Genomic DNA, 17819 nt, shown 5'->3' with positions numbered 1-17819 from the left:
CCAACTTCTTAGGTGAACCATGTCTGTACTGACCCCTGCCCGGACCTCCGGACGAACGGTTAATGCCCAGGAGAATTTCTCCGCCTGGGCCAACCGCCACCGGAAGTGGCTGTTCGCAGCGCCCGCCATGATCTTCGTGGGCGTCCTCATCATCTTTCCGCTCGCCTGGACCCTCTACCTGAGCCTGACCGATTCCCAGGGGTCGGTGCGCGCGGCGTCGGACTTCGTGGGCCTCGAGAACTACCTCACGGTCCTCACCGACACCGAGCGCTTCTGGCCGGCCGTGGGCCGCACACTGTCCTTCACCCTCGTGGCGCTCGGCTGCGAAGTCATCCTCGGCATGGGCATCGCCCTGCTCCTGTGGCGTCCGTTCCGCGGCGAAAAGTGGGTCCGGGTGGCCATCCTGCTGCCGCTCGTGGCCACTCCCGTGGCAGTGGGCATGATGTGGCGGCTGATCTTCGACCCGAACATCGGCTTCGCCAACCAGCTGCTGGGCCTCGTCGGCATTCCGCCGCAGCCGTGGCTCTCCGGGCAGGATTCCGCACTGCCCACCACCATCTTCATGGACGTCTGGCAGTGGACCCCCATGGTGGTGCTCATCCTCCTGGCCGGACTGACATCACTCTCCGACGAGCCGGACGAGGCCGCCCGCATGGACGGCGCCAACGCGTTCCAGCGCTTCTTCTATGTCACGCTGCCGCTCATGATGCCTACGGTCATCGTGGCCATCCTGCTTCGCGGCATTGATGCCCTGAAGACCTTCGACATCCTCTACGCCACCAAGGGCAAGGGGGGCGGTTCCTTCCACGAGGTGGAGACCCTGAACGTCTACGCCTACGGACTGAGCTTCGACTACAACCAGTACGGGCTGTCCTCGGCCGTGCTGATCCTGTTCTTCATGATCATCGTTGGCACCATGTGGCTACTGACCATGCGCAAGAAAGCGGTAAGCAAATGACCCTCCTGACTGAACCCCAGGCACCGGCGCGGCAACGGCCGCAGGTGGCACGCCGCAAGAAGCCGCTGCGCAGCCGCGCCTACAAGACCTTCCGCGTCGTAGCCCTGATCGCGGTGGTGCTGTTCCTGATCGCGCCGCTGTTCTGGATGCTGCTGGCCTCCTTCAAGACCAACGTGGACATCTACGACGCCGGCAAGTCCTTCCTGTTCACGCCCACCGGCGAGAACTACGCCAACGTGCTGCAGCGCAACAACTACTTCGTCTTCATCTTCAACAGCTTCTGGGTGGCCTTCGTGTCCACGGCCCTGTCGCTGGTCCTGGGCGTCCCGGCCGCCTACGCCATGAGCCGCTTCACCATGCACCGCTCGGCACTGGTGGTCCTGATGGCCCGCGTCATCCCGGGCGTCTCCCTGCTGGTGCCCTGGTACTACGTCTTCTCCAACCTGAAGATGGTGGGCGGCTTCGAGGTGCTGATCCTTAGCCACATGTTCGTGGCCCTGCCGCTGATCGTGTACATCATGATGAGCTACTTCGACGGCCTGCCGCTGGAACTCGAGGAGTCGGCGCAGGTGGACGGGCTCACGCCGATCGGCGCGTTCCGCCGCATCACCCTGCCGCTGTCCGTGGCCGGCATGGCCACCGCCGGGATCCTGTCCTTCATCTTCTCGTGGAACAACTTCATGTTCGCCCTGGTCCTGTCGGGTTCGAAGACGAAGACGCTGCCCGTGGCCATCTTCGACTTCGTCTCCTACGCCAGCATCGACTGGGGCGGACTGATGGCCGCGGCCACGGTGGTGACCATCCCGATCATGATCATTGCGCTCTTCACGCAGAAATACATCGTGTCCGGCATGACCGCCGGCGCCACCAAGGGCTAGGGAAGCACCATGACGCGAATCAGCAGAATAGAAACCTTCCTGGTCCCGCCGCGCTGGCTGTTCGTCCGCATCGAAACCGACAGCGGGATCGTCGGCTGGGGAGAGGCAAGCTGCGAGGGCCGCAGCGAAACCGTCCGCACCGCCGTCGACCAGCTCTCCGAGCTGCTGATCGGCCAGGACGCCCTCCGGATCGAGGACCACTGGCAGGTCATGACCAAGGGCTCCTTCTACCGCGGCGGCCCCATCCTGGCCAGCGCCGTGTCCGGGCTGGACCAGGCGCTGTGGGACATCGCCGGCAAGCACTTCAACGCCCCGGTCCACCAGCTGCTGGGCGGCCCGGTCCGCGACCGCATCCGGATGTACGGCTGGGTGGGTGGCGACGAGCCCAACGAGGTGGCCGACCAGATCAGCGCCCAGCTGGAAGTCGGGCTCACCGCGGTCAAGATGAACGCCAGCGGCCGGATGAGCCCGGTGGCCTCGGTGGCAGAGCTCGACGGCGTGGTCCGCCGGGTGGCCGCCGCCCGGGAAGTCCTGGGGGACCACCGGGACGTGGCAGTCGACTTCCACGGCCGCTTCAGCCTCGCCAACGCGCGCCGCGTGGCGCCGCTCCTGGAGCCGTACCGGCCGTTCTTCCTCGAGGAACCCGTGGTTCCGGAGAACACCCACCTGTTGCGCGAATTCACCTCCTCCACCACGACGCCGGTGTCCACGGGGGAGCGGCTTTACAGCCGGCAGGAGTTCCTGCCCGCGCTGCAGGCCGGAATTGCCGTGGCGCAGCCTGACCTCTCGCACGCCGGCGGCATCACCGAGGTCCGCAAGATCGCTTCCCTGGCCGAGGTGTACGAGGTCCAGCTGGCGCCGCACTGCCCGCTCGGCCCGCTGGCCCTGGCCGCCTGCCTGCAGGTGGGCTTCGCGACGCCCAACTTCCTGATCCAGGAGCAGAGCATCGGCATCCACTACAACCAGGGCGCGGAAGTCCTCGACTACGTGGTGGACAAGTCACCTCTGAAGTTCGTGGACGGGCACATCGAGCGCCTGACCGGGCCCGGCCTGGGCATCGAGATCGACGAAGCGGTGGTCCGGGCGGCGGACAAGCAGGGACACGCGTGGCGCGGACCCGTGTGGCGGCACCCCGACGGCGCGTTCGCCGAGTGGTGAGCGCCTGGTGGTGAGCACCGATCGGTGAGCACCGACAGTGAGCGCGGAGTGGTGACCGGCAGTTTGGCCAAGCACGGAATGGAGAAGACCGCCATGGCGGAAAACATGACCCCCGAGTTATTGCTCGATGGAATCCGGGAGGCCCGGCTCGTCGCGATCGTGCGGGGCACGGACGGCGCGGCTGCCGCGAAGGCGGCCCTCGCCGCGATGGAGGAAGGCTTCCGGTTCGTCGAAATTGCCCTGACCACGCCCGGAGCGCTGGAGGCAATCCGCGATGTGCGGGCGGCGGCGCCCGAGGGCTGCTTCGTGGGGGCCGGGACCGTCCTCACCGTGCCGGACGTGGAGCGCGTCGCCGACGCCGGCGGCCAGTTCATGGTGACGCCGGCGCTCGCGGAGTCCATCGCTGAATCGGCCCGGCGGGGCATCCCCGTCCTGGCCGGGGCCCTGACCCCCACCGAGGCCTACGAGGCAATGAACCGCGGCGCCACGGCCGTCAAGCTCTTCCCCGCCTCCATCGGCGGGCCGCGCTACCTCAAGGCGCTCCGTGATCCGTTTCCGGACATCCCGTTCATCGCGGTGGGCGGCGTGGGGCTCGACGAAGCGGCGGGCTACTGGGAAGCCGGTGCCGTCGCCGTCGGACTGGGCGGGCCGCTGTTCGGCGACGCCGGCTCGGGCGGGGACCTGGCCCCGGTACGGGAGCGAGCCCGCAGCTTCGTTGGCCTGGCCGCCGGTTTCGGCGGCCGGACCGCTGAGGCAGGCTCCCGGTGACTGCCGCCGTCGACCTCCTGACCCTGGGTGAATCCATGGTGTCGCTGAGAGCGGGCGGCCCGCTGTCCGCCGGCGGCACCCTGACGATGCACGTGGCCGGCGCCGAGTCCAACGTTGCAGTGGGTGTGGCACGCCTCGGCCACGGAGTGTCGTGGGCAGGCGTGGTGGGAAGTGACCCGCACGGCCAGTTCATCGTGCGCCAGCTGCGCTCCGAAGGCATCGGACTGCATCACCGCGAGGATGCGTCGCGCAGCACCGGGGTGATGTTCCTGGAGCAGCGGACCGCAGATGTCAGCCGCGCGTACTACTACCGCTCGGGATCGGCCGGGTCCACGCTCGGCATCCCCGACGTGGACGCGGCGCTGCGGGGCGGAGCCAGGGTGGTCCACCTGACCGGAATCACCGCCGCCCTCAGCCCCGAGGCGCGGCGCGCAGTGGAGTACGCCGCCGAACGCGCTGCCGGCGAAGGTATCCTGGTTTCGCTGGACGTCAACTACCGGGCCAAGCTCTGGTCACGGGACGAGGCGCGCGCCGCCCTCGCCCGGATCGCCCGGCACGCCACGATCGTGATCGCCTCTGAGGATGAACTGGACCTCGTGGCAGCTCCGACTTTGGATGCCGGCGCGGATCCGGCAGCGGGCCTTTCCGACGCCGCCGAGGACCTCCTCGCGAAGCGGCTGCTGGAACAGGGCGTGCGGGAGGTGGTGGTCAAGCGGGGTGCCGCCGGTGCCGGCGCCTACACCGCCGACGGGCGCTGGGAGGTGCCGGCCGTGCCGGTGACCAGCATCGATACCGTCGGCGCCGGGGATGCCTTCACGGCCGGCTACCTCTCTGCGCTGCTCGACGGCGAACACGTCGCCGGGCGGCTGCAGCGCGGCGCCCTCGCGGGAGCCTTCGCCGTCAGCACCGCCGGTGACTGGGAAGGCCTCCCGCGCGCCGGGGAGCTCGCGCTGCTGGGCAACCACGTTGCCGGCAGCACCCAACGCTAGCCACACTGCCGGGAGCGCCCACGCTTCCCTGCCGGCCGGGAGGCCGGAACGTTTATTGTCGACCGAAAGAAAGCCTGGACCTGTTGTGAAAATCATTGCCGCGGAAGTGTTCGTGACGAGCCCCTCCCGTAATTTCGTGACGTTGCGGATCACCACCGAGGACGGGGTGACCGGGATCGGGGATGCGACGTTGAACGGGCGTGAGCTGGCGGTGGCGGCGTATTTGAAGGAGCATGTCGCGCAGTTGCTGATCGGGAAGGATCCGCACCGGATCGAGGACACCTGGCAGTTCCTGTACCGGTCTTCGTATTGGCGGCGGGGTCCGGTGACGATGGCCGCGATCGCGGCGGTGGACATGGCGTTGTGGGATATCAAGGGCAAGCTGGCGGGGATGCCGGTGTATCAGTTGCTTGGGGGTGCGTCGCGGAACGGTTTGCGGGCGTACGGGCACGCCTCGGGTGCGGATATTCCGTCGTTGTTTGATTCGGTCCGGGAGCATCTGGAGCTCGGCTATAGGTCGGTGCGGATCCAGACCGCGGTGCCGGGGATCAAGGCGGTGTACGGGGTGGCCGCGCAGGCGCAGGCCTCGGGGGAGCGGTATGACTATGAGCCGGCCGGGCGGGGGGCGTTCCCGGTGGAGGAGGACTGGGACACCCGGGCCTATCTGCGGCATTTGCCGTCGGTGTTTGAGGCGGTGCGGAACGAGTTCGGCCCGGAGCTGCCTTTGCTGCATGACGGGCATCACCGGATGACGCCGATCCAGGCGGCGAAGCTGGGCAAGGCGCTGGAGCCGTATGACCTGTTCTGGCTGGAGGACTGCACGCCGGCGGAGAACCAGGAGGCGCTGCGCCTGGTCCGGGCGCACACCACCACCCCGCTGGCGATCGGGGAGATCTTCAACACCGTGTTCGATTACCAGACCCTGATCAAGGAGCAGCTGATCGATTACGTCCGGGCCGCGTCGACGCATTTCGGCGGGATCTCGCCGTTGAAGAAGGTGATGGATTTCGCCGCGCAGTACCAGATCAAGTCCGGCTTCCACGGGCCCACGGACATTTCCCCGGTCGGGTTCGCGGCGCAGCTGCACGTGGGCCTGGCGATCCACAACTACGGCATCCAGGAATACATGCAGCACTCCGATGCCACGAACACGGTGTTCGAGCAGTCGATGACCTTTGTGGACGGGTACCTGCATCCGGGGGACAGGCCGGGCATCGGCGTCGAATTCAACGAGGAGGCCGCCGCGGCCTACCCCTACCAGCAGGCCTACCTGCCCTATAACCGCCTCGTCGACGGCACCGTCCATGACTGGTGAGCCACAACAGGTGACGGGCCTGCGCCGCTAAGCCCTGCGCCGGCTGGTGTCCTGAGTACGCTCAGGACACCGGCCGCACCTCGAAGCCGTCGGTCTTCGCGATCAGCTGCCGGCCGTGGTTGCCGTCGAAGCGCAACCACATCACCGACGAATCCCAGGACGCGTCCTCCACCTCGGCAGTGCGGACGTGCTGGCCGTCGCGCAGCAGCTCAACAGTGCGTCCGACCAACAGGTTCCAGTCGTCGCTGGAGTGGGACATGCGTGTTCCTTCCGTGCGGCGCCGAGCCTGCCCAACTGAGTAGCAGCACCCGCTGTTCTGGGCGCTGGGAACGGCGCGTGCTGCTACTCAGTTGGGTCGGGCTGGTCGGATCAGGGGTTTTCGACGGCACCCACGGGCTGGGCTTCCGCAGGTTTGGCGACGGCGGCAACGGCCGCGGGCGTCTTGGCTGCCGGCCGGGGTTCCTCGGCGCTGTCGGACGGGGCCGTCTTCCACTTGAACCGTTTGGCGATGGTCGATCCGCCGCCGCTGCGGTTCTTGTTGAAGATGTCGAAGCCCACTGCGAGCAGGAGCACCAGGCCCTTGATGAGCTGTTGGTAGTCGGTGCCCAGGCCCAGGATGGACATGCCGTTGTTGAGGACGCCCATGATGAGGCCGCCGATCATGGCTCCGGCCACCGTGCCGATCCCGCCCTGGACTGCGGCGCCGCCGATGAACGCCGCCGCGATGGAGTCCAGCTCGAAGCCCGTGCCGCCCGCCGGCTGGGCCGAGTTCAGGCGCGCCGTGAACACGAGGCCTGCCAGGGCGGCGAGCACGCCCATGTTCACGAACAGCCGGAACGTCACGGCTTTGGTCTTGATGCCGGAGAGCTCGGCCGCGTGGAGGTTGCCGCCGATTGCGTAGGTGTGCCGGCCGAAGATGCTGTTGCTCATCAGCGCCGAGTAGGCGATCACCAGGACGGCGAGGACGATCAGCACGATCGGAGTGCCGCGGTAGCTGGCGAGGAGGAACGTGATGGTCAGCATGAGCACCGCGATGAAGGCGGTCTTGGTGGCGAACCAGGCCATGGGCTCGTTTTCGAGGTTGAACTTCCGGCGGACCCGGCGTTCCTTGATGGACTGGAACAGGATCGCGGCGGTGCCTCCGACGCCGAGGATGACCGTCAGCCACTCCAGCATCGAGGTGCCGCCGGAGATGTCCGGGAGGAAGCCTCCGCCCAAGGCCCGGAGTTCGTCCGGGAACGGGGTGATCTGCTGGTTCTTGAGCGTGATCAGCGTCAGGCCGCGGAAGATGAGCATGCCCGCCAGCGTCACGATGAACGCGGGGATGCCCACGTAGGCAATCCAGTAGCCCTGCCAGGCCCCGACGAGCGCGCCCACCAGCAGGCAGGCCGGGATGGCGATCCACCAGGCCCAGCCCCAGTGGACGATCATCACGCCTGATACGGCCCCGATGAAGCCTGCAATGGAGCCGACGGAGAGGTCGATGTGGCCGGCAATGATCACCATCACCATGCCGATGGCCAGGATCAGGATGTAGCTGTTCTGGACCACCAGGTTGGTGACGTTCTGGGGCTGCAGCAGGATCCCGTCGGTCAGGACCTGGAAGAGCAGGACGATCAGGATCAGGGCGACGAAGATGCCAACCTGGCGGAGGCGGCTTGTGAGGAAGCCCAGGGATTCTCGTAGGGCGGACATGTTCGCTATTCCTTCTCTTGGGTCATGTAGTGCATAAGTGATTCCTGGGTGGCTTCTGCGATCGGCACCTCGCCGGTGATGTGCCCGGCGGACAGCGTGTAGATCCGGTCGCAGATGCCCAGGAGTTCGGGGAGCTCGGAGGAGATCACGATGACGGCCTTACCCTCGGCGGCGAGTTCCGCGATGATGGTGTAGATCTCGAACTTGGCGCCCACGTCGATGCCGCGGGTCGGTTCATCGAGGATCAGCACGTCCGGGTCCGAAAACATCCACTTGCTCAGGACCACCTTCTGCTGGTTGCCGCCGGACAGCTTTCCCGTGATGGCCGCAACCGAGGGGGCCTTGATGTTCATGCTGGTCCGGTACCGGTTGGCCACGATGGTCTCTTCGTTCCCGTCCACCCAGCCACGCTTGGCCAGCTTGCGGAGGGCAGCCATCGAGACGTTGCGCTTGATGTCCTCGATGAGGTTCAGGCCGTAGTGCTTGCGGTCCTCCGTGGCGTAGGCGATCCCGTGGCGGATTGCCTCCGACACGGTGGAGGTGTTGATTTCCTGCCCGTGCTTGAACACCTTCCCGGACACGGCGCGGCCGTACGTCCGGCCGAAGACGCTCATGGCCAGCTCGGTCCGGCCCGCCCCCATCAGGCCGGCGAGCCCGACGACCTCGCCCTTGCGGACATTGAGGCTGGCGTTGTGAACCACGGTGCGGCTGTGGTCCTGGGGGTGCTGCACGGTCCAGTCCTCGATCCGGAGGACTTCCTCGCCGATGCTGGGCGTGCGGTCCGGGTAGAGGCTTTCGAGGTCGCGGCCCACCATGCCGCGGATGATGCGCTCCTGGGTGATCTGCCCCTGGTCAAGCCGGAGGGTCTCGATGGTCCTGCCGTCCCGGATGATGGTGACGGCGTCGGCCACTTTCCGGATCTCGTTGAGCTTGTGGCTGATGATGATGCTGGTGACGCCCTGGCCCTTCAGGTGCAGGATGAGGTCCAGCAGGTGGCCGGAGTCCTCGTCATTCAGCGCGGCCGTGGGCTCGTCCAGGATGAGCAGCTTTACCTCCTTGGAGAGCGCCTTGGCGATCTCCACCAGCTGCTGCTTCCCGACGCTGATGTGCTGGATCGGGGTCACCGGGTTTTCGCTGAGCCCCACCCGGGCCAGCAGCTTGGCGGCTTCAAGGTTGGTCTTGCGCCAGTCCACCCAGCCGCGGGAAGCCAGTTCGTTGCCGAGGAAGATGTTCTCCGCGATGGACAGGTACGGGCTGAGCGCCAGTTCCTGATGGATGATGACGATGCCGCGCTTTTCGCTGTCGCTGATGGTGGAAAAGTCACACGGCTCGTTTTCAAAGAGGATGTCGCCGTCGAACGTGTTGTGCGGGTACACGCCCGACAGCACTTTCATGAGGGTGGATTTCCCTGCCCCGTTTTCACCGCAGATGGCGTGGACTTCGCCGCGGTTCACGTCCAGGGTGACGTCCTGGAGGGCTTTCACGCCGGGGAAGGTCTTGGTGATTCCCCGCATTTGAAGAATGGGTACGTTCATGTTCAATTCCCGCAGATTGGTTGGAGCCGGACTCCTGCGGATGCAGGGCCCCGGGAGGGTGCGGCCAGGCGGACGCCCGGCCGCACCCGTCACGGCGGCTACTTGATGTCGGCGTCCGTGTAGTAGCCGGAGTCGATGAGTTCCGGCTTGTAGTTGTCCTTGGTGATGATCACGGACTTCAGCAGGTAGGCGGGGACCACCTTGACCTTGTTGTTGTAGGTCTCGGTGTCGTTGGTTTCAGGCTGCTGGCCCTTGAGGACGGCGTCAACCATCTTCACGGCCTGCTCGCCCAGCTTGCGGGTGTCCTTGAAAATGGTGGAGTACTGTTCCCCGGCGATGATGGACTTCACCGAGCCCTTCTCCGCGTCCTGGCCGGTCACGACCGGCAGGCTGCCCTTGGAGTAGCCGCCGGTGCTGGTCAGGGCTGAAATGATGCCGATCGACAACCCGTCATAAGGCGACAGCACGCCGTCGAGCTTCTTGCCTGAACTGTAGGCGGCGGTGAGGATGTCCTCCATGCGCTTCTGCGCGACGGGTGCCTGCCACCGGAGGATGGCTGCCTGCTCGAACTTGGTCTGGCCGCTGGGCACCTTGATGGTGCCCGCGTCCATGAACGGCTTCAGGGTGTCCATGGCGCCGGTCCAGAAGAAGTTCGCGTTGTTGTCGTCCGGGCTGCCGGCGAAGAGTTCCACGTTGAACGGGCCCTTGCCGTCCACCTTCTTGCCGCTGGCGTCCATGAGGCCCAGTCCGGTCAGGAGGGACGTCGCCTGCTGGACGCCCACCGTGTAGTTGTCGAAGGTGGTGTAGAAGTCGACGTTCGGCGTGCCGTTGATCAGGCGGTCGTAGGCGATGACCTTGACGTTCTGTTCCTTCGCCTTGGCCAGGACATCCGTCAGGGTGGTGCCGTCGATGGCCGCGATGATCAGTGCCTTCGCGCCCTTCGTGAGCATGTTTTCGATCTGCGAGACCTGCGTGGGGATGTCGTCGTTGGCGTACTGAAGGTCTGCCTTGTAGCCGAGCTTGGCGACGGACTCGGAGACGTTCTTGCCGTCGGCGATCCACCGTTCCGATGTCTGGGTGGGCATGGAGATGCCCACCAGGGCGCCGGCAGCATCTGCGCTGCCGGACGGGGCGGCGGCGCCGGGCCGGCTGCCGCAGCCGGTTGCCCCCACGGTGACGGCGAGGACGACCGCAAAGGCGCCCAGAAGTTTCTTGATACGCACTTGTTCTCCTTCCGCGGCTGACTCGTGCCGCGAATTGGTGCTGGGTCGAAAGGCATCTGCGCCTTCCGACGGGAACCGGCAGTTGGGTTTTGCGATCACATTGTGAGCGCTAACAAATTTGAGAATAGCGCAATCCCTGCTTGTGAGTCAACTCACACACTGGAGCCCCGCCGCACTGGCCGCGCCACGGGAGGAAGGGAGCGGTTTGAAGGCGGGGTGCCGGCCGAAATCGGCTGGCCCTGCTGGCGTCTGAAGCGGCTTGCCGGGCTACTGCAGTCCCGGCACGCCGTCGTGGATCTGGAAGGAGGCCTTGGTGCTCACCGGCGAACCGGGGGCGGCCGCGTAGTCCAGGACCCGGAAGTCGGCCTTCATCGAGTCCTTGGTGATGGTGGTCCTGACATATCCGCGCTGGTCGTTGAAGAACTTCAGGTGTTCGTTCCAGGCCATGGTGGGATCCGTGACGGAGCCTGTTCCGTTGCCGGTTGAGGTGATGGAGGTGCATACCAGTTCCGATCCCACTACGGGCGCATCGGGGTTCTTGTAGTCCACCTTGATGTTGTTGGCCCAGTTGCGGTGGACGTCGCCGGTAAGCACGACGGCGTTGCGCACCTTCGCGTCCACCCAGCCCTGGGTGATCCGGCGGCGGGAAGCGGCGTAGCCGTCCCAGCCGTCCATGGACATCTCATCGATGTCCGCGGCCGCGTTGCGGTCGCGTTCGGCAAAGAACACCTGCTGGCCCAGGACGTCCCAGCGGGCACTGGACTTCCGGAACCCGTCCAGCAGCCACTGCTCCTGCTCAGCGCCTGTGATGGTGCGGTTCTCTGCCAGGCGCTCCTGGACGTTCTTGCGCCAGCCGTCGCCGGCCAGCTGGTCATCCCGGTACTGGCGGGTGTCCATCATGTGGAAGTTCGCCAGCTGTCCCCACTGCACGGTGCGGTAGATCTTCATGTCCGTGCCTGCGGGAATGGAGGGCGCGCGCAGGGGCATGTTCTCGTAATAGGCCTGGAAAGCCGCAGCCCGGCGCCGGCGGAAGTTTGCCGTGGTGTCATTCAGCTGGGCAGGGTCCGCGTTCTCCGGCACCTCGTCTGCCCAGTTGTTGTCCACCTCGTGGTCGTCCCAGACCACCAGCCACGGTGCCGCCGCGTGCGCGGCCTGGAGGTCGGCGTCGGCCTTGTACTGCGCGTGGCGCTGGCGGTAGTTCTCGAGCGTCACCGTCTCCGGCCCCTCGTGGTCGCGGACGTTGCCGCCCGCGGTGACGTAGGAGCCCTTCTTGTATTCGTACTGGTAGTCGCCGAGGTGGAGGACGAGGTCCGGCTGGTCCTCGGCGAGGCGCCGGTAGGCGGTGAAGTAGCCGTGCTCGTACTGGGCGCAGCTGGCGAAGGACATGGCCAGCGCCGCAGGCGTCTCGTTCCACGCCGGGCTGGTCAGCGTGCGGCCCACCGGGCTGATGTGGCGGTCGGCGCGGAAGCGGTAGAAGTATTCACGGCCGGGCTTCAGCCCGCGCAGCTCGGCATGCACGGAGTGGGCGCCCGCCGGCACCGCCTGCTCGACGCCGAGCTGCACAACCCTCCGCATGGCCGGGTCCTCGGCCACTTCCCACTCCACGGCGACGGTGCGGGACGGCATGCCGCCCAGCCCGTCCTCCGCCAGCGGGCTGAGCGCAAGGCGGGTCCAAATCACAAAGCCGTCAGGCCACGGGTCACCCGAGGCGACGCCGAGGGTGAAGGGGTCTGCAGGGAGGCTTGCCTCCGAGTTCCGCTGGTCGGCGATGGCGGTTCCAGGCAGGGCGATGACGAGTCCGGCACCGAGGCCGGTGGTGATGAGCGTTCTGCGCGTAATGTCCATGGCCCGAACCTAGCCAGCCCGTTTGGACAGGCGAGGACGCGCGCGTGAATCGCGAGTGAACGCAAACGTGCCGTCCGGCTACTTCGAGGGCTGCGGGACTTCGCAGGCGATTTTGGGGTTGGCGCCCATGTAGTTCAGCGGCCCGGCGGCGATGGTCACCGCCACGGTGCCGGCCTCGGCACACGACTCAGGCGAACCGCCGAAGTAACCGCGCTGGAATGCAGCGAAGGCCCCGATGAGGAGCCAGATGATCAATAGCGTTCCGACGATCCTCATGGCATCCTCCGTAGCTGCGTCGCCACCAATGTGAGTCCATTATCCACCGGGGACCTGCCGTGGGACAGGGCCACGGATCCAGGATGCGGCGCCCTGACCCGGGACGCCTGAGCCGGGTCCCGGCCGGGACGCGGCCGGGAGGGTCAGCTCGGCTCGGTGGTGTCCACAGGAGTGTCTTCGACGTCTTCAGTCTCTTCGGCCGTGGCCACTTTGGGGTCGTTGTGGGGACGTGCTGCGCTGCCGTCCTTCCGCGCCGCCGCGTCAGGCTGATCGTCCGGGCCGGCTCCGGTTCCTTCAGTGCTCATGGTGTCTCCTGGGACCTTGCAGTGGCTGGGTACTTCACGGTAACAGCGGCGCGGTCCATCCGTAAGGCGCCGCCGGGAAATGCCATTTCCCGCCCGGCATGTCCGGAACGGGGATATTCTTCATCAAAGTACTTTTCCCCTCGGCGCACAGGCAGGCTTCCAATGGCAGAAGGATCAGCGGGCAAGGCGGGCTGGTGGCGGACGTTCCACGACAAGTTCGTGGTCGAGGAACGCTATATCGACTCCAGTGCGAGAAAAGCGCTCTACATTACCGCGATAGTTATGGTTCTGGTGGGCGCCGCCGTCTTCTTCGGGACCCTGGCCGCCGTCCTTCAGCAGGACGGTTTGGCGAGCGCCGACGAGTCAGCACGACGGTGGCTGCTGACGCTGCGCTCCGATGCTCTGACCGCCGTCATGATTGTCCTGGCGGTCATATTCGGGCCTGTGGCGCTGCCCATCATCGTCCTGGTGGTCACTGTCGCGTGGGGGATCATGGCCAAGCACGCCTGGCGGCCCATTCTGCTGGCTGCGGCGATGCTCACGGGCGTGGGGCTGGCACAGCTCATCGGCCGTTCCGTTGAGCGTGACCGTCCGCCTGTGGATCTGATGCTCTTCGGCGCCGACCACACCTTTTCCTTTCCTTCCGGACACGTCCTGGGTGCCTCGGATTTCCTGCTGGTGACCACGTTCCTGGTGTTTTCCCGGCGGCAGAACTCCCGGTCGGCCGTCGTCGCATTCGCCTTCGCCATTATCGGAGTGTTCCTGGCATCGGTCAGCCGGCTCTACCTGGGGTACCACTGGGTGAGCGACGCCGTGGCTTCCGTGGCGCTATCCCTCGTGGTGGTGGGCGCCGTCATCGCGGTCGATACCTGGCGTACTGCCAGGGTCCGGGGTGAGGCGGTCACCGGCGAGCTGTCCAAGGCTGATTCCCCCTCGGACTGACCGCCGGCTCGCGAATGCCCGCGCGGAGATTGCCGTGGCCGGTGCAGGGTGCCACAGTAGGGCATGGCCACTGAAGCCGATGTCCGCCGCATCTGCCTCTCGCTGCCGGGTGTCACGGAACGTCCCAGCTGGGGCCAACCGGCCTGGTTCGCGAAGACGCTGATGGCCCGGATCTGGGAAGAGGGCGTGCTGACGGTCAAAACCGGGGAGCGCGAGGCGCTCGCGGGCACGGATCCGGAGACGTACTTCTGGACGCCGCACCATGAGAGGTCGCCGCAGCTGGTGCTGGTCCGGCTTTCAAGGCTCGACGGCGACGAACTCGCCGAACTGCTGGAGGACTCCTTCCTGCTCGCTGGCGGACGGAGCTGAGCGGCAGCAGGCCGCCGCGGAGCTGGGCGGGAGCCGCCGTGGAGCTCAGGCGCCGCCGGGCCGCTGGGGGTTCCGGAAACGGGCCCGTTCCAGCTGCCGTCGGAGCCTTGCGTTGTCCAGTTCGAGCTCGAGCACTTTTGCCACTCCCGCCAGGTTGAGCCCTTCGTCCAGGAGCTCTCCGATGCGGCGCAGCACCGCCAGATCCGATTCGCTGTACTGCCGCGTGCCGCCTGACGTCCGCACCGGGGTGAGCAGGCCGCGGCGCTCGTAGAGCCGGATGTTTTGCTGGCCGGTTCCGAGGAGTTGCGCCACCACTGAAATGGCGTACAGCCCCCGGTCGTCGTCCTGATCTGCCACCGTTGCCCCCGGTCTGGAAATTTTCGGAATTGTCTCTTGCACCAGTTTGTCACCGGTGCTATAAAAAATCTATATCCACCACCATAGATCCATGGGGTGGGTTGCCATGAACACCTACACGCTGAAGGAGTGGGAAATGATGTTGATCCGTACCGACCCGTTCCGTGAGCTCGACCGGCTCACCCAGCAGGTCTTTGGAACCGCGGCACGTCCGGCTGCCATGCCCATGGACGCGTGGCAGGAAGACGGGGAGTTCGTCGTCGCCTTCGACCTGCCCGGCGTTGCGCCCGACACCGTGGACCTGAACGTCGAAAGGAACGTCCTGACAGTCCGGGCCGAGCGCCGTGACCCCACGCAGCCCAATGTTGAGCTCGTCGTTGCCGAGCGGCCGCGCGGTGTGTTCAGCCGCCAGCTCATACTCGGCGACACTCTCGACACCGAGAACATCAAGGCCACCTATGATTTCGGGGTGCTGACACTCCGGATCCCGGTAGCCGAACAGGCTAAGCCCCGCAAGATCGAGATTGAAAGCAAGGGCCAGCAGCATCAGCTCGAAACCTAGCATCGTCGCTTGGGTGCGGCCTCCGGTTTCCGGCCTCGGGCTTCGGGTGGAACCGGAAGCCGCCCCCAAACTCCCCAGCAAGGGCCCCTCATGTCCAGCACCCCTCCGGATCACTACGCGGTGTTGCACGTTTCCCGCAGTGCGACGCAGCGGGAGATCGCCCGCGCCTACCGTTCCCTGATGCGCACACACCACCCTGACCTGGACAGCGGGGAAGCCGTGCCCGCCGAGCTGGAACGCATCATGCAGGCCTTCGCCGTCCTTCGGGACCCGGGACGCCGCAGAGCCTATGACCAGGAAACCGCCCGTGCCGCCGCCGACCGCGATATCGGCCATTCGCGGACTATCCCCGTCCGGGTCATCCCTCACAAGGATCCGACGCTGCGGGCCACCCCCGTCCGGTGGGAGAGCGGCCCGTGGGCTTGAACCCCTACATCAAAGGAGACCGAACATCATGAGCGACTGGCGCCGCTACGACTCCCACTTGATCCCGGCATTCCATGAGCGGTTCGAGGCGCGCTGGGGCAAGGGCACCGCGCCGTTCCTGGATCCGGAAGCCCACGAGGAGCCGCTTCCCCGCGCACAGTGGGTCAACCCCGTAACCGGCGCTGCCCTGGCCGTTGTGCCCATCTGGAGCGATGACGACCGCCAGAACCGTTCCTTCGGCGTCTTTTATTTGCCTCCGGCAGGAGATATCTGGGTGCTCCGCCCCGGTTTCACGGGATACCTTGAGCCGGGCGAACCGGCCTCCGAACACCTCGTCGCCCTCCGGAACGACGCCTATAAGAAGGCCGTGGCCCACGCCAAGGATTTTCTCTTCGGCCCGCCTCCGGTGCATTAGACCGGTCCGCCGAAGCCTGGTCCGCCGAAGCCTGGTCCGCCGAAGCCTGGTCCGCCGAAGCCCGGGCCGCCGAAGCCCGGGCCGCCGAACCCCGGTCCGCTGCCAAGGAGGCTGCGGGTGAGGGCCTCGCTGTCGGCCATCAGCCCGTCCACCGCCCTGCCCAGGTGCCCGTCGGCTACGGGCACGCCGTCCAACGCGGCGGCCACCACGGCGCGGCGCACGAGTTCGCGGGCGAACGAGGCCGTGGTGCCCTCGGTGCGCTCGGCAGCATCCTGCACCGCAGCGGGACTGAAGGGGATCCCGCAGGCATACAGTTTCACCAGTTCGGTGCGCTCTGCCGGAGCCGGGAGGGGGATCTCCACGGCGAGGTCCACTCGGCCCGGACGCTGTGCCAGGGCGCGCTCAAGCATGTCCACACGGTTCGTGGTGAGGACGAACGCGACGTCGGCGTCGCTGTCCAGGCCGTCCATGGCGTCCAGCACCTCGAACAGCAGCGGCTGTGGTCCGTGCCCAAAGCTCCGGTCCTCGGCGATCAGGTCGCAGTCCTCAAGTACCACGATGGAGGGCTGCAGTGCCCTGGCCATGGTGGCGGCCTCCGAGATTCTGGCCAGTGATCCGCCGGACAGGAGGATGGCGGTGGCGCCTTCACTCTGGCTCAACAAATACCGCACCGTATGAGTCTTTCCCGTGCCCGGCTTGCCGTAGAGCAGGATGCCCCGCTTGAGGTGCTGCCCGTATTCGCTGAGCGATTCACGGTGCTCGGCGATGCCGAGGGCGTGGTCCGACACCTTTTGCAGCAGGCCGTCCGGCAGGATGACATCAGAGGCAGCCAGGGCTGGCCGGGCATGGAATGTCACCCCGGCGGCGCTGGGACCGTACTCGCCCATGACCAGGGAAATGATCTGGCCTTTCAGGACACTGCGGTGCTTCATCTGCCGGCGGAACTCGGAAAGGAAGCCCGCGGCGTTTGTGGTGTCGCCTGCCAGGACCTCGAGGGAGGCGGATTGCCGTCCGTACCGGGGGTTGGCATCCCGCTGGAGTACGGCGACTGGCCTGCCGCCGTGCCTGAAGAGCCACAGCCCGAGCGCCACCGCCTGCCGCTGCTCGTCCGGCCCCACAGCGAGGTTGGTGTAATCGGGCTGGGACAGCGGGAACTGGGGGAAGAACTGGGATTGCTGGAGCATGTCGCTCAGTGACTGGTGGTGGCGCTGGTCCCCGCCTCCGATGCCCACAAGCTGGAAATCCTCATCTTCCCCGGCCAGCTCGGCCATCAGGATGTCCGCATCCACGAACCGGTGCGGCGGAATCTCCTCCACCACAACGGACAGTGATTCGGCGGGCGTCCCCAGGTGCTCCGTAAGCGTCGTCAGTAGCTGGGTTCCGGCCCGGACCCGGTGCTGACCCGACTGCGCGAGCTCCACCAGCTGAGCAAAATTGTCGATGAACTTCCCCAAATTTTCATCCATGCGCAGACCCTACCAGTGCAATCAGCCGAAGCCTGCGGATCTCACTTTTCGCGCCAATCGGTCGGTGCAGGAAGCCCTCGTCAGCCTTCACCGCCTGTGCCATTCTGGAAGGTACCGCAATCCACGGAGCCATCGAAGGAGAAGGCCATGTTCACGCCAAGGGGTTCGTTTTCCAGCTTGAGCGTCGATGGGGCCGGACATCGCCTGGTTCAAGGACCCGGCGGGAAACGTCCTTTCGGTGATCAGTGCGGGAGGGATGTCCTGACGGTGTACATTCAGCAAATCGTAGATTAGGCAGACAGCTCCTTCCGCCCAGCAGTCCCTACAACACCACAGA

General features: G+C 66.3%; 20 protein-coding genes. 11 read left to right on the top strand and 9 right to left on the bottom strand.

All coding sequences use genetic code 11. The annotated features are described in order from the left end of the window. Positions 1–19 precede the first annotated feature (19 nt). The 6 genes from J7I89_RS10760 (at position 20) to manD (ending at position 6066) form a co-directional block, all read left to right on the top strand. Entirely contained in the window at positions 20–958 is a 939-nt protein-coding gene (locus J7I89_RS10760) for a carbohydrate ABC transporter permease (RefSeq protein WP_251045161.1), read from the top strand. After that, positions 955–1836, top strand: coding sequence for a carbohydrate ABC transporter permease (locus J7I89_RS10755; RefSeq protein WP_056622755.1), 882 nt, complete (start codon positions 955–957; stop codon positions 1834–1836). The genes J7I89_RS10760 and J7I89_RS10755 overlap by 4 nt, the downstream gene beginning before the upstream one ends. Before the next feature lie 9 nt (positions 1837–1845). After that, the gene (gene dgoD, locus J7I89_RS10750) at positions 1846–2994 is read left to right on the top strand and encodes a galactonate dehydratase (protein ID WP_056622752.1); all 1149 of its coding nucleotides are present in this window, start codon (positions 1846–1848) and stop codon (positions 2992–2994) included. Positions 2995–3018: 24 nt separating this feature from the next. Beyond that, on the top strand, positions 3019–3762 hold the full coding sequence (locus J7I89_RS10745) for a bifunctional 4-hydroxy-2-oxoglutarate aldolase/2-dehydro-3-deoxy-phosphogluconate aldolase (RefSeq protein WP_308159867.1): 744 nt from the start codon (positions 3019–3021) through the stop codon (positions 3760–3762). Then, positions 3759–4751, top strand: a complete 993-nt coding sequence (locus J7I89_RS10740; RefSeq protein ID WP_308159866.1) for a sugar kinase — start codon at positions 3759–3761, stop codon at positions 4749–4751. The genes J7I89_RS10745 and J7I89_RS10740 overlap by 4 nt, the downstream gene beginning before the upstream one ends. A gap of 85 nt (positions 4752–4836) precedes the next feature. Next, positions 4837–6066, top strand: a complete 1230-nt coding sequence (manD, locus tag J7I89_RS10735; RefSeq protein WP_214969849.1) for a D-mannonate dehydratase ManD — start codon at positions 4837–4839, stop codon at positions 6064–6066. 61 nt (positions 6067–6127) lie between these two features. Here manD and J7I89_RS10730 read toward each other — a convergent pair whose 3' ends face one another. The 7 genes from J7I89_RS10730 to J7I89_RS10700 form a co-directional block, all read right to left on the bottom strand. Beyond that, the gene (locus J7I89_RS10730) at positions 6128–6325 is read right to left on the bottom strand and encodes a hypothetical protein (protein ID WP_214969847.1); all 198 of its coding nucleotides are present in this window, start codon (positions 6323–6325) and stop codon (positions 6128–6130) included. 110 nt (positions 6326–6435) lie between these two features. Beyond that, the gene (gene mmsB, locus J7I89_RS10725) at positions 6436–7761 is read right to left on the bottom strand and encodes a multiple monosaccharide ABC transporter permease (RefSeq protein WP_214969846.1); all 1326 of its coding nucleotides are present in this window, start codon (positions 7759–7761) and stop codon (positions 6436–6438) included. Positions 7762–7766: 5 nt separating this feature from the next. After that, a complete protein-coding gene (gene mmsA / locus J7I89_RS10720; RefSeq protein ID WP_214969844.1) occupies positions 7767–9296 on the bottom strand; it encodes a multiple monosaccharide ABC transporter ATP-binding protein in 1530 nt (509 codons plus the stop codon). Positions 9297–9394: 98 nt separating this feature from the next. After that, a complete protein-coding gene (chvE, locus tag J7I89_RS10715) occupies positions 9395–10519 on the bottom strand; it encodes a multiple monosaccharide ABC transporter substrate-binding protein (protein ID WP_214969842.1) in 1125 nt (374 codons plus the stop codon). Between the two features lie 267 nt (positions 10520–10786). Next, complete coding sequence (locus J7I89_RS10710; RefSeq protein ID WP_214969840.1) at positions 10787–12364, bottom strand: alkaline phosphatase; 1578 nt, start codon at positions 12362–12364, stop codon at positions 10787–10789. 78 nt (positions 12365–12442) lie between these two features. Then, on the bottom strand, positions 12443–12640 hold the full coding sequence (locus J7I89_RS10705; RefSeq protein ID WP_214969837.1) for a hypothetical protein: 198 nt from the start codon (positions 12638–12640) through the stop codon (positions 12443–12445). Between the two features lie 143 nt (positions 12641–12783). Beyond that, positions 12784–12945, bottom strand: a complete 162-nt coding sequence (locus tag J7I89_RS10700; protein ID WP_214969835.1) for a hypothetical protein — start codon at positions 12943–12945, stop codon at positions 12784–12786. 162 nt (positions 12946–13107) lie between these two features. On the opposite strand from J7I89_RS10700, the gene J7I89_RS10695 reads away from it, so the two are divergent. Together J7I89_RS10695 and J7I89_RS10690 are read left to right on the top strand one after the other, a co-directional pair. Then, a complete protein-coding gene (locus tag J7I89_RS10695) occupies positions 13108–13887 on the top strand; it encodes a phosphatase PAP2 family protein (RefSeq protein ID WP_214969833.1) in 780 nt (259 codons plus the stop codon). A 63-nt stretch (positions 13888–13950) separates the two neighbouring features. Next, positions 13951–14256, top strand: coding sequence for an MmcQ/YjbR family DNA-binding protein (locus tag J7I89_RS10690; protein WP_214969831.1), 306 nt, complete (start codon positions 13951–13953; stop codon positions 14254–14256). Positions 14257–14301: 45 nt separating this feature from the next. On the opposite strand, the gene J7I89_RS10685 is transcribed toward J7I89_RS10690, so the two are convergent. Next, entirely contained in the window at positions 14302–14613 is a 312-nt protein-coding gene (locus J7I89_RS10685; RefSeq protein WP_214969829.1) for a MerR family transcriptional regulator, read from the bottom strand. A gap of 139 nt (positions 14614–14752) precedes the next feature. Here J7I89_RS10685 and J7I89_RS10680 point away from each other — a divergent pair, with 139 nt between their 5' ends. The 3 genes from J7I89_RS10680 (at position 14753) to J7I89_RS10670 (ending at position 16016) form a co-directional block, all read left to right on the top strand. Further along, positions 14753–15175, top strand: coding sequence for an Hsp20/alpha crystallin family protein (locus tag J7I89_RS10680; protein WP_214970011.1), 423 nt, complete (start codon positions 14753–14755; stop codon positions 15173–15175). A 90-nt stretch (positions 15176–15265) separates the two neighbouring features. Continuing rightward, positions 15266–15601: a J domain-containing protein gene (locus J7I89_RS10675; RefSeq protein WP_214969827.1), complete on the top strand. Its 336-nt coding sequence runs from the start codon at positions 15266–15268 to the stop codon at positions 15599–15601. A 28-nt stretch (positions 15602–15629) separates the two neighbouring features. Next, complete coding sequence (locus tag J7I89_RS10670; RefSeq protein WP_214969826.1) at positions 15630–16016, top strand: hypothetical protein; 387 nt, start codon at positions 15630–15632, stop codon at positions 16014–16016. On the opposite strand, the gene J7I89_RS10665 is transcribed toward J7I89_RS10670, so the two are convergent. Next, complete coding sequence (locus J7I89_RS10665) at positions 16013–17482, bottom strand: ATP-binding protein (protein ID WP_214969824.1); 1470 nt, start codon at positions 17480–17482, stop codon at positions 16013–16015. The two genes, J7I89_RS10670 and J7I89_RS10665, sit on opposite strands and share 4 nt — an antisense overlap. Between the last annotated feature and the right edge of the window lie 337 nt (positions 17483–17819).

Source organism: Arthrobacter sp. ISL-5 (assembly GCF_018613835.1).
Lineage (GTDB): Bacteria > Actinomycetota > Actinomycetes > Actinomycetales > Micrococcaceae > Arthrobacter.
This window is presented reverse-complemented; position numbering and strand designations above follow the sequence as displayed.

What these genes read in the sequence shown, in the direction of transcription:
- J7I89_RS10680 (WP_214970011.1), top strand. Translation starts at nt 14,753, where the DNA reads ATGTTGATCCGTACCGACCCGTTCCGTGAGCTCGACCGGCTCACCCAG.
- J7I89_RS10695 (WP_214969833.1), top strand. Translation starts at nt 13,108, where the DNA reads ATGGCAGAAGGATCAGCGGGCAAGGCGGGCTGGTGGCGGACGTTCCAC.
- J7I89_RS10665 (WP_214969824.1), bottom strand. Translation starts at nt 17,482, where the DNA reads ATGGATGAAAATTTGGGGAAGTTCATCGACAATTTTGCTCAGCTGGTG.
- J7I89_RS10705 (WP_214969837.1), bottom strand. Translation starts at nt 12,640, where the DNA reads ATGAGGATCGTCGGAACGCTATTGATCATCTGGCTCCTCATCGGGGCC.
- J7I89_RS10760 (WP_251045161.1), top strand. Translation starts at nt 20, where the DNA reads ATGTCTGTACTGACCCCTGCCCGGACCTCCGGACGAACGGTTAATGCC.
- mmsB (WP_214969846.1), bottom strand. Translation starts at nt 7,761, where the DNA reads ATGTCCGCCCTACGAGAATCCCTGGGCTTCCTCACAAGCCGCCTCCGC.
- J7I89_RS10670 (WP_214969826.1), top strand. Translation starts at nt 15,630, where the DNA reads ATGAGCGACTGGCGCCGCTACGACTCCCACTTGATCCCGGCATTCCAT.
- dgoD (WP_056622752.1), top strand. Translation starts at nt 1,846, where the DNA reads ATGACGCGAATCAGCAGAATAGAAACCTTCCTGGTCCCGCCGCGCTGG.
- J7I89_RS10730 (WP_214969847.1), bottom strand. Translation starts at nt 6,325, where the DNA reads ATGTCCCACTCCAGCGACGACTGGAACCTGTTGGTCGGACGCACTGTT.
- J7I89_RS10755 (WP_056622755.1), top strand. Translation starts at nt 955, where the DNA reads ATGACCCTCCTGACTGAACCCCAGGCACCGGCGCGGCAACGGCCGCAG.
- mmsA (WP_214969844.1), bottom strand. Translation starts at nt 9,296, where the DNA reads ATGAACGTACCCATTCTTCAAATGCGGGGAATCACCAAGACCTTCCCC.
- J7I89_RS10690 (WP_214969831.1), top strand. Translation starts at nt 13,951, where the DNA reads ATGGCCACTGAAGCCGATGTCCGCCGCATCTGCCTCTCGCTGCCGGGT.
- J7I89_RS10700 (WP_214969835.1), bottom strand. Translation starts at nt 12,945, where the DNA reads ATGAGCACTGAAGGAACCGGAGCCGGCCCGGACGATCAGCCTGACGCG.
- J7I89_RS10675 (WP_214969827.1), top strand. Translation starts at nt 15,266, where the DNA reads ATGTCCAGCACCCCTCCGGATCACTACGCGGTGTTGCACGTTTCCCGC.
- J7I89_RS10710 (WP_214969840.1), bottom strand. Translation starts at nt 12,364, where the DNA reads ATGGACATTACGCGCAGAACGCTCATCACCACCGGCCTCGGTGCCGGA.